This is a genomic window from Pseudogracilibacillus amylolyticus (SeqCode), assembly GCF_051918545.1.
Lineage (GTDB): Bacteria > Bacillota > Bacilli > Bacillales > Amphibacillaceae > Pseudogracilibacillus.
The window spans coordinates 1-9,730 of sequence record NZ_JBPPZG010000148.1; the positions used below are offsets into that span (position 1 = coordinate 1).

The window sequence follows — 9,730 nt, forward strand, 5'->3', positions numbered from 1 at the left end:
TGCTTCAAGCGGTGCAGGTAGTGGTACGCCTTTTCTTGATTCAATAATTGTTCCTAAAAAAGCAATCGGAATTTGATCTTGATGGAAACTACTCAATGCAACCCAAAAACCGGGAAGGAATATTGCGATGATGATACCTACAATGCGAATTAACCGTTCAAAAGAATTAAACAAGTAAATATTTTCACTATCTTCAGCTGATTTTAATAAAAATGCTAAATTGACCGGTGCGATGATAACATATTGCACACCGTCAACAAGAATGATAATTCGTCCAGTCAAAAGACTATGAACAGCAAAATCCGGACGTCCGCTGTAATGGAAAAGAGGGTAAAATGTTAATTTTCGATCAGATAGTAGTTCTTTTAATTGTGATCCACTATAGATTCCCGCAATATTGATTTTATTCATTTTCTTATCAATTATCTTGATGATGTCCGGGTTAACGATGTCATCTATATAAAGAACCGCAACTTGAGTTTGTGTTCGAGTACCTAGTTCATATTTTTTAATCGCTAGGGAATTGGTACGTAGTCTTTTTCTAATCAAAGCAATATTTGTAACAATATCTTCAATAAAATCATCTCTTGGTCCTTTGATGGAAACTTCCGTACTCGTTTCTTCGGGGTTACGTTGGGGGCGTTTTGATATATCCACCGAGAAAAGATATTGTTCTTTATGAAAAAATATCATAAGTTTTCCAGTGAAAATCTCAGCAATTAACTTTTCTTTATTTTCTACCTGCGTAATCCCTGGTAAATAGAGAGAGTTATTAATTTCATCCAAAGATACTATTTTATGTTGTCGATTTTTTAAAAAAAACACCACTCGTTCATAAACAACATTATTGATTATTTCTTCATCAACCATTCCTTCACAAGTTACAAATGTTATTATTCTGTCTTCAAAAGAATATGTTTGAAATGTCACGTCAGGATTGTTTGAAAAAAGCTCGCGAATCGTTTGCTCTGTAAATATATCTTTTTCAGATGTCGCACTTTGCTGTTCATTTTCGTTGGACATTATTTTCATCTCCCTGTTTCTTACGGTACATAAATGCGATGACACCTAAAATGAACGAAAAAATGAGAAAAAACCAAAATGTGAAAGGGAGTAAAATTTCCATTAAAATATCGAAAAACTTTCTTTCATCAATTGGATACAGGACAATTACTCCCAAAAGAACGGATAAAACTAAGATGATCCATATATTTACTGTTTTATTTTTTTTATTTAGCAGTATTCTTATCGTAAATAATAGTAATGTAATCCGAATAAATCCTCCAGATAACCATTGATAAATCGATAAATAGTCCACATGTTCTACATATGTACCTACTCTTGCTAGTCCCCATTCTTCATAAGCGGGATAGCGTTGCATTGCTGCCTGTTTTGGGCCGAATTCAATGATTGCCCCAATTAAAGGTCCTAATGTTAACAACGTTAAAATAACAACAATGACTACATAGTGCCGATAGCGAAATGTAGATTTGAACTGATGCTGTAGGAAAAGTAAGACAATTAACTCGATCATTCCAGTCCCTTGGTAAATCAGTGCTTTTAAAACTGGGACATATCCGTGTTCCAACACTGGTAACAGCAAGGAATAATCCTTATGCTCGTAATTAGCGAAAGATACAAAATGACCAAAGACAATTACAAGGGCTAAAAAGAAAAAGTTGGTAATCGTAATTGTTTGTATATTCGTCAAGGCAGCTAACATGCAGGGGACAATAAAAGCAATCGTTAAAACAAGGGCAGGGGTTTCATTTAAATAAGAAACATTCGTCCATAAAACAGTTTCTTTTAACGTTGCCGCAGCCACAATGAGTAAATAAATACAAACTATGTAAAGCAATAGTTTTGAGAAAATAGTTCCGATACTATTTTCAAGCCATATTTGAATATGCTTACCTTTCATTGTTTTGTAAATATACATAAGTAAAATTCCCCAAATAAGAAAGAGTAGGGACATGATAATGACAGATATCCAAGCGTCTCTACCACCTTCTTTCAGTAAAGGAGGGATTACGATCACATGGTTTTTTAATCCGATAGCCATCATCAGTAATAAAATAACTTGTAATATGGAAACCGTCTCATTATTTTTCATATTCACCAAAATCCATTTATAAGTTCTAACGCTTAGTATGGATATTGTTGGTAGTAGTTATACGAACTTTTAGTTTAGTTTTTATGGATCTTTCCCGATAAATAGCAATAATTTCGTTTTTCACGGATAAAGTGAAGTATATATTTTCATTGTAAATACGGTTCGACAAGGGTAATTACTTCTTCTAACCTTTTGGCATTATTCTGATATAATTGTTTTGACTGCTCATTTTCTGTTTCTAACGCATATAGTTCTAAGTCTGCTTGTGTTTTTTTGAGAGTCGCCAAAAGAAGCGTTTTTTCTGTTGGACTTGGTACGGATAGTTTGTCATCATATAAATCAACTGTTAATTGTCCATCACTATCCGCTTGAGCTAAGAAAACATTTTCAATCGTCACATTCATTTTTGCTAGTTCCGTTTCTAGCCAAGCCGGGTTCAAATTTATATTTGCTAGAGGTTCTAATAACATTTTTCCGTCCATGATGACGGTTTGTGGTTCTTTTTTAGGAGCAAGCTTTATGTTTAAAGATTTTGCTGTTAGTGGTTGTTTTTCCGTTTTTGGTAATACACTAAACTTTCCAGTTGGCTCCAATAAAGCAAATTCAACATCGGCAACATGAAAAATATCTTTCTCCCTAAGATGAACTAATAAATCATCTGTAGAAAAAAATTCTTTTTTTAAATTTTCTTCCATTATTTTTCCGTCTTGTATGATTACGGTACTTTTTCCTTGAACAAAATCTCTAACTCTTTTGCTTTTTAGAGCTATGTAATCAATCCCATATGGAATAGTAAACCAAACGACAATAGCGATGATCCCGTGTAATAGAGGTACATCCTTATGAACCGTTAAAATAGCACCGATCCCGCCTAAGACAAAGCCATTAATATAATCAAAAATACTTAATTGTGAAATATGTTTTTTGCCAAGAAATTTCGTTAATAAAAATAAAGTGAAAATGAGAAAAATGGATCGCAAAAGAATATTTAACCAATCAGGCATCGCAGTCCCTCCTTTACTTATACTGAGCTTCTTCGCGTGCTAAAAATTGTACTTGTTTTTTTAGGTCTTCTCTAACTTGTGAAAGAAGATATTGGGCATCATAAAAAGCTTTTTTTGCTTCTTCATTACTCGTTTTAATTGCTAATTGCTCTAAACCTGCTTCAGCACTTTTTACGGAAAAATAACTTCCTTTTACATTTGATCCAACTGTCATCTCCTAAATTTCACATCCTATCCTTTTGGCTTAAAGATTAGTGAAGCAATGACACCAAAAATAATTGCAGCTGAAATACCAGCACTTGTTACTTCGAAAATCCCGGTAATTACTCCGATTAAACCGTGTTTTTCCGCTTCAGCCATTGCACCGTGTACGAGTGAATTTCCAAAGCTTGTAATCGGGACTGTTGCTCCTGCGCCGGCAAAATTAATTAATGGTTCATATAATCCCAACCCGTCGAGGATAGCGCCACATACTACGAGTGTTGTAAGCGTATGTGCAGGGGTTAATTTAAATACATCAAACATAATTTGCCCGATTACACAAATTAGTCCGCCAACGACAAATGCCCAGAAAAAAATCATGACACATCACCTCGAGATTCAATAGATACAGCATGAGCGATACAAGGTATTGAATTATTTTGCTGCACACTCATCGGAGAGTGTAGGGCACCGGTCGCAACTAATAAAATGCGGTTCAATTTTCCTTCTTTCATACGATTTAGAAAATGGCCATACGTTGCGACTGCCGAACAAGCCGTTCCACTACCACCGGCGTTGACTGGTTGGTTTTCCTTATAGACTGTTAAACCACAGTCAACATACTTTTTTGCATCAAGTTCAATTCCTTTTTCTCTAAGTAAATCATATGAAGCCTCTCGTCCGACTTTTCCAAGATCACCGGTAATGATAAGATCATAATAATCGGCATCTACATTTCTATCTGTTAGGTGACGAACGATTGTGTCCACTGCCGCAGGGGCCATTGCTCCGCCCATATTAAACGGATCCGTCAATCCCATATCGACAACTTTTCCAATGGTTGCAGTAGTAATAACAGGTCCTTCTCCAGATGGAGCAACGAGCGCACAACCTGCTCCAGTCACTGTCCACTGAGCGGTCGGCGGTTTTTGTCCACCATACTCGGTTGGATAACGGAACTGTCTTTCAGCTGCAGCATTATGACTAGCTGTCCCACTTAAAATATAATTCGCTCCACCAGAATTTATAATTAAGGCAGCAAGCGCTAAACTCTCCGCAGAGGTTGCACATGCACTGAAAATTCCTAAATAGGGGACATCAACAGACTTAGCAGCAAAAGTAGAAGGTGTAATTTGGTTAATGAGATCACCACTAATAAAATAATCTACTTGTTCTTTTTGGATATTAGCTTTTTTAACAGCAATTTGACTGGCTTCTTCCATCATGATTTGTTGGGCTTTTTCAAATGAATCTTGTTTTAACCACATATCTTCATGTAATATGTCGAAATCGTGTGCAATTTTTCCTTGTGCTTCAAATGGTCCACCAACAATGCCAGTAGAAAGAATAACTGGTTGGTTATTAAATTGCCAACTGCTATGACCCATTAACATCCCGTTACACCTCACCTTTACTTCTAAATTAACTTCAATATAATTGTTTTTATTAGCGCGATCACAAATGCAGAAAAAACTCCGCATACAATTACTGGTCCTGCAAGTTTCAACATATTTCCACCAACTCCGAGAACATAGCCTTCTGAGCGATGTTCGATGGCTGAAGATATTACTGCGTTAGCAAAACCAGTAACAGGAACAGCTGTACCTGCACCGGAGAACTGGCCGAGATGATCATAAATCCCGAAACCAGTTAAAAACATAGTAATAATAATGAGAGTTGCTACAGTAGGATTTCCAGCAGTTTGTTCCGTAAAATCAAAATAATAAATATAGAAAGTTGTTATCAATTGCCCAATCAAACAAATAAATCCTCCAACTAAAAAAGCTTTCAAACAGTTTTTAAAAACTGGTCGCTTTATTTCGCGGTTTTTCTGTAATGTTTGATATTGTTGTGCTTCAGGAGGCAGCTGCTTCTTTTTTTGATCTGCCATTTCATCCTCACTCTTTCTTACGTTTCTTCTTTTGATAATCTTTTTAATTCTGTTATCTTCTTTTTTAGTTGGTCATTAGAGATATTATTATTCATAATGTCTGCTTCCAATTTTTTTAATTCGATTAATATTTTTTGATCTGTTGACAAGGTCACTTTTAAATCAGAATATTGGTCGCGGACTTGTTTTTGTATATTCTTTTCAATATCATCTAAATCAAAACGCTCATGATGGTCGACATCGATAGCGATAAGTAAGTCATCTTTATGGTTGACAGCTCGGACAGCAGAAACCTCTTCGTATTCCTCAGTTATTAACTCTTTTGCTCGGTTTGACGGATTTTGATCTACAATGCCTTTTGATTGTAATTTGACTAGTTCAAGATCACGGTTACCCGTCGGTTTTAGAATTTGATCTTGACTGGCATTATTATTCGTACAAGCGGATAAAATAAACAAACCTAGTAATAGGAAAAGAAGTCTCTTGAGGTACAATCTTTTCACCTCACTTTTTTTAATAAATTTTTTATTGTTTATATTGTGGTTCTTCTTGCTCAATCTCTTGTAAACGAGGTTCTACAAATTGAAGTACTTGCATCGTTTGCTCAGCCGCATTTTGATACATCTGTTTTGCCTGTTTATTTTCTGTTTCGAGAGCAAATTGTTCAAAACTTGCTTGTACACTTTTTAATCCAGCAATTGCTTGCCTAACTTGGGTAGCAACTGTCATGATTACTCCTCCTTTTAAAAACAAGTTAGTAATAGAATGGGAAAAACACAATGATTTATACATCGTGGTCTAATCCTCTTTTTTCCAAGGGTACGTAAAAGACTATTGACTTTATTTCTAAAATAAACTATTTTAAACATATGATTTCGAATAAGCGAAGGGGAGTTTCGTATGAAAACCTTTAAATTAAAAGGGTTAAAAATAATGGCGAATGAAGAGGATGGCGTTGAACGAAAAACGATTCCGCTTCGTGACGGATTAGTAATCAACCGGGAAGATAAATTTGGATGGTTAATTGAGGCATATATTGATAATGAATTCTTGACTTATTTTAATCAGATAAAAGATGCAGAAGAGATTATGATCCAAGTGAAAATTACAAGAGAAGAAAATGATCCTGCATTTTTTATTACAAAAATTATAGATATTAATGAAATAAATGAAGAAAGAATTAATGTGCTTTTTCAAGGTGAAGTCGTCGACCACCGTAAGAGTCGTATCGAAGAAATGTTGCAAATGATCATTGAAGAAGGGTATCAGGGAGAGTCTCTCTTGAAGAAATTTAAGGAGCTAATATAACATTAGCTCTGTTTTCTTTTGGGGTGGTCACATATTTGTGTAAAAAATGAATATATTTATATGCGATTTTGGTTATCTGTCCAGCGATATCGGGTAATTATCAGAAGCATAGGGGTCTCTCATTCATCGATTTTTCATAAAGTTTAGCGACTAACGAAGTCCTTAGCATTCGCCAATAGTTTAGTGCGTTTGCAAAGTATAGTTGAAGACAGCCTGAACTTCAGGGAGGAACAAAAGATGTTAGAGATTGTTACTAACGTACACCTTGAGATGTTACTGCGACTTTTAATCGCGGCAATTCTCGGATTGTTAATTGGTCTGGAACGGGAACTAAAAAGAAAGTCTTTAGGCTTAAAAACAATTTTAGTTATTTCCATCGTTAGTTGTTTATTAACGATTGTGTCGATTCAGTCAGCATACTTATTACCTGGTTCAGCTTTGGCTGAAATTCGCATGGATCCTTTACGATTGGCTGCACAAATTGTTACAGGAGTTGGCTTTTTAGGTGCAGGAGTGATTTTAAGAAGAGAAGATGATACGATTTCCGGACTTACGACAGCCGCAATCGTTTGGGGTGCTGCCGGCATAGGCGTTGCAATTGGAGCAGGATTTTACATCGAAGCAATTGTTGGGGTCGGGCTTTTATTAATTAGTGTTGAAATTATTCCATATATTATCTTCAGATTAGGTTTTGAACAACTTAAGTTAAAAGAATTCCAAATCGCAGTTACTTTAAACAGCCGCGAAAATATTGAGGAAATTGTAGAGCAAATTGAAAGAGAAGTAGTTAAACTAGGCAAGGTTAATATAAAAGATGAACAAGTAAACAGCTATGTAATAGAAGTGGAAGTAAAAGTCTATCAAGATGTAAAACCTACTGAACTTTACCAAAAATTAACTAAAATAAAGAATATTGATTTAATTGAATTGAATTCATGAATGGCTTATTATATTAATTTTGTTTAAAAAGTCGTTAGAAATTATCTTTTTGCTATACTGATTTAAAAAATGTTTTGTCGATATATAGGTAGAGGAGTTTCTTAATTATGTTAGATAAGAATAGTTTTTCTCAGTGGATGAAACGATTAACACCTGCGCAACTTTTATTATGTTTTTATTTTTTTGCAATTATTTTATCAACGATTGTTTTATCTCTACCAGTAGCTTACCAGGAAGGAGTCAGCGTTCCTTTTATTGATGTACTTTTTACAGCCGTAAGTGCGCTCAGTGTTACTGGACTTAGCACGATCTCAGTTGGAGATACATTAAGTACAACAGGAGTAATATTACTGGCACTTATTTTACAGCTGGGTGCTGTTGGCGTCATGTCTGTAAGTACTTTTATATGGTTACTTTTAGGGAAGAAAATCGGGCTTTCTGAACGAAGGCTAATTATGCAAGACCAAAACCAAACGACATTTGGTGGAATTGTCGACTTAATTAAGCAAATTTTATTGGTTGTTTTGGCAATCGAATTATTAGGGTTTCTTATTTTAGGTACTTATTTTTTGCGCTATTTCCCAACGCCTGCAGAAGCGTATTATAATGGTTTCTTTTCTACGATTAGTGCGATATCCAATGGTGGGTTCAGTTTAACCAATAATTCCATGGCTCCTTATAAAAATGATTATTTTGTTCAAATTATTATTATGTTATTGATCATATTTGGAGCAATCGGATTTCCAGTTTTAATAGAGGTGAAACAATATTTATTAACCAGACGGAAAATGAAACAACGGTTTCGTTTTACGTTGTTTACAAAAGTAACTACGACAACATTTCTTGTACTTATTGTTTTAGGTGCTGCCTTTATTTATTTAATCGATGTTAATCAATTTTTTAAAGATAAAAGCTGGCATGAAAGTATTTTTTTTGCTTTATTTCAATCTGTTACAACGAGAAGTGCAGGATTATCTACGATGGATGTGAGTCTTCTAACAGAATCAAATCATCTTTTTATGTCAGTTCTAATGTTTATCGGGGCTTCTCCTAGTAGTGCCGGCGGGGGAATAAGAACAACCACCTTTGCATTGGTCGTTATTTTTATTATCACTTTTGCACGGGGTGGAAAGAGGATTAAAGTCTTTAACCGGGAAATTTATGATCAGGATCTGATGAAAGCTGTTACAGTTACGATTTTAGCAATAGCAATCATTTTTTCAACATTATTAATTATTTCCATCATCGAACCGTTTTCAATGAATGAACTTCTATTTGAAGTGACATCTGCTTTTGGAACTGTCGGACTGTCACTTGGTATTACTAGTGAGCTAACCACTATAAGTAAAGTATTGTTAATGATCTTAATGTTTCTGGGGAGAATCGGGTTAGTCACATTCTTATTTTCATTCAGAAAAGAAAATCAAAATGATTATATTCGTTATCCAAAAGAAAGAATCATTATTGGATAGGGAAACGTAACAGGAAGACAAATGAAGAAAAAAATCTTGATTGGGGAAATAAAATAGGTGTCATGGATACTGAAATAGATAAAGTAGATAATTCATTGTTCGCGGTTCACTATAATTAATTTAAGACGATTAACTAGACGTTAGGCATGATGTGGTGATATTGCAAAATTACGCGAAATGTTTAGAACGGGAATAGCAATAATAGATTTGGTGCTCTTGAAGGTGTTTTTTAAAAATGGGAAGAGTAAAGAGGGCGTAGCAAAATTGAATATGTACAGAATGTTTTTGAAAGGATATGAACATAATAAAATAATTCATTTGTCGCAGTTCTTAAATGTTTCTTGTAACTGCTGAAGAAACAGAAAACGCGGAACAACTAAGTTTTTAAAGTCCCAAACTCGATCAATACGGGAATATGACCTTAGTAAATCTTACTTGCCGACAAAATTGTGTCACTTTTGAAATAAGAATTTAAGTTAAAATCATAATTACTTTCAAATTTAATAAAAAATTGGTATGATAAATTAAGATTATACCTACATATTAATTGGACAAACTTCGAAAGGATGCGTATAGATATGTGGATTACAGCCTTAGGAATCATATGCTTAGTTATTGCCTTATTAAACGTAGGCTATTGTCTTTTTGATCATGAATAATAAAACATATTAGAAGAGGATGTTCAAAAAGTCCGGTAAAAATGACACTGCATTAGGGGAACTTCGACTAAATACCGACACGTCCTGTGTCGAACGTCGAAGTCACCACATCCTGTGGAAGCTCGTTGGCTTGCTTCTCCGCT

The 9,730-nt window shown here is 34.7% G+C and carries 12 protein-coding genes; 3 read left to right on the forward strand and 9 right to left on the reverse strand.

The features are described 5' to 3' along the window. From ACPYKA_RS14840 to ACPYKA_RS14880, 9 genes are all read right to left on the reverse strand, one after another. Nucleotides 1–1,023 (reverse strand): spore germination protein (locus tag ACPYKA_RS14840; protein WP_479542994.1); only part of this gene is annotated, 1,023 nt, incomplete at its 3' end. After that, on the reverse strand, nucleotides 1,007–2,113 hold the full coding sequence (locus ACPYKA_RS14845) for a GerAB/ArcD/ProY family transporter (protein WP_479542995.1): 1,107 nt from the start codon (nucleotides 2,111–2,113) through the stop codon (nucleotides 1,007–1,009). The genes ACPYKA_RS14840 and ACPYKA_RS14845, both read right to left, overlap by 17 nt. A 146-nt stretch (nucleotides 2,114–2,259) precedes the next feature. Continuing rightward, a complete protein-coding gene (locus ACPYKA_RS14850) occupies nucleotides 2,260–3,117 on the reverse strand; it encodes a DUF421 domain-containing protein (protein ID WP_479542996.1) in 858 nt (285 codons plus the stop codon). 13 nt (nucleotides 3,118–3,130) lie between these two features. Next, nucleotides 3,131–3,331, reverse strand: coding sequence for a DUF1657 domain-containing protein (locus ACPYKA_RS14855; protein ID WP_479542997.1), 201 nt, complete (start codon nucleotides 3,329–3,331; stop codon nucleotides 3,131–3,133). Between the two features lie 17 nt (nucleotides 3,332–3,348). Beyond that, a complete protein-coding gene (spoVAE, locus tag ACPYKA_RS14860; RefSeq protein WP_479542998.1) occupies nucleotides 3,349–3,699 on the reverse strand; it encodes a stage V sporulation protein AE in 351 nt (116 codons plus the stop codon). Further along, nucleotides 3,696–4,712 (reverse strand): stage V sporulation protein AD, encoded by a 1,017-nt coding sequence (gene spoVAD / locus ACPYKA_RS14865; protein WP_479542999.1) that lies wholly within the window; start codon nucleotides 4,710–4,712, stop codon nucleotides 3,696–3,698. Before spoVAD ends, spoVAE begins: the two co-directional genes overlap by 4 nt. Nucleotides 4,713–4,735: 23 nt before the next feature. After that, nucleotides 4,736–5,209 carry a stage V sporulation protein AC gene (gene spoVAC, locus ACPYKA_RS14870; protein ID WP_479543000.1) on the reverse strand — a complete coding sequence of 158 codons (474 nt, stop codon included), beginning with the start codon at nucleotides 5,207–5,209 and terminating at the stop codon, nucleotides 4,736–4,738. A 17-nt stretch (nucleotides 5,210–5,226) separates the two neighbouring features. Then, complete coding sequence (locus ACPYKA_RS14875; RefSeq protein ID WP_479543001.1) at nucleotides 5,227–5,703, reverse strand: YhcN/YlaJ family sporulation lipoprotein; 477 nt, start codon at nucleotides 5,701–5,703, stop codon at nucleotides 5,227–5,229. Nucleotides 5,704–5,734: 31 nt separating this feature from the next. Then, nucleotides 5,735–5,938 (reverse strand): DUF1657 domain-containing protein, encoded by a 204-nt coding sequence (locus tag ACPYKA_RS14880; RefSeq protein WP_479543002.1) that lies wholly within the window; start codon nucleotides 5,936–5,938, stop codon nucleotides 5,735–5,737. 171 nt (nucleotides 5,939–6,109) lie between these two features. On the opposite strand from ACPYKA_RS14880, the gene ACPYKA_RS14885 reads away from it, so the two are divergent. The 3 genes from ACPYKA_RS14885 (at nucleotide 6,110) to ACPYKA_RS14895 (ending at nucleotide 8,928) form a co-directional block, all read left to right on the forward strand. Next, nucleotides 6,110–6,517, forward strand: a complete 408-nt coding sequence (locus ACPYKA_RS14885; protein ID WP_479543003.1) for a YwpF family protein — start codon at nucleotides 6,110–6,112, stop codon at nucleotides 6,515–6,517. A 237-nt stretch (nucleotides 6,518–6,754) separates the two neighbouring features. Then, nucleotides 6,755–7,456: an MgtC/SapB family protein gene (locus tag ACPYKA_RS14890; RefSeq protein WP_479543004.1), complete on the forward strand. Its 702-nt coding sequence runs from the start codon at nucleotides 6,755–6,757 to the stop codon at nucleotides 7,454–7,456. A gap of 107 nt (nucleotides 7,457–7,563) precedes the next feature. Further along, nucleotides 7,564–8,928 (forward strand): TrkH family potassium uptake protein, encoded by a 1,365-nt coding sequence (locus tag ACPYKA_RS14895; protein WP_479543005.1) that lies wholly within the window; start codon nucleotides 7,564–7,566, stop codon nucleotides 8,926–8,928. Nucleotides 8,929–9,730 lie beyond the last annotated feature (802 nt).

Bases quoted from the DNA above. Each gene is read 5' to 3' on its own strand.
- ACPYKA_RS14845 (WP_479542995.1), bottom strand. From the start codon at position 2,113: ATGAAAAATAATGAGACGGTTTCCATATTACAAGTTATTTTATTACTG.
- ACPYKA_RS14850 (WP_479542996.1), bottom strand. From the start codon at position 3,117: ATGCCTGATTGGTTAAATATTCTTTTGCGATCCATTTTTCTCATTTTC.
- ACPYKA_RS14855 (WP_479542997.1), bottom strand. From the start codon at position 3,331: ATGACAGTTGGATCAAATGTAAAAGGAAGTTATTTTTCCGTAAAAAGT.
- spoVAE (WP_479542998.1), bottom strand. From the start codon at position 3,699: ATGATTTTTTTCTGGGCATTTGTCGTTGGCGGACTAATTTGTGTAATC.
- spoVAD (WP_479542999.1), bottom strand. From the start codon at position 4,712: ATGTTAATGGGTCATAGCAGTTGGCAATTTAATAACCAACCAGTTATT.
- spoVAC (WP_479543000.1), bottom strand. From the start codon at position 5,209: ATGGCAGATCAAAAAAAGAAGCAGCTGCCTCCTGAAGCACAACAATAT.
- ACPYKA_RS14880 (WP_479543002.1), bottom strand. From the start codon at position 5,938: ATGACAGTTGCTACCCAAGTTAGGCAAGCAATTGCTGGATTAAAAAGT.
- ACPYKA_RS14885 (WP_479543003.1), top strand. From the start codon at position 6,110: ATGAAAACCTTTAAATTAAAAGGGTTAAAAATAATGGCGAATGAAGAG.
- ACPYKA_RS14890 (WP_479543004.1), top strand. From the start codon at position 6,755: ATGTTAGAGATTGTTACTAACGTACACCTTGAGATGTTACTGCGACTT.
- ACPYKA_RS14895 (WP_479543005.1), top strand. From the start codon at position 7,564: ATGTTAGATAAGAATAGTTTTTCTCAGTGGATGAAACGATTAACACCT.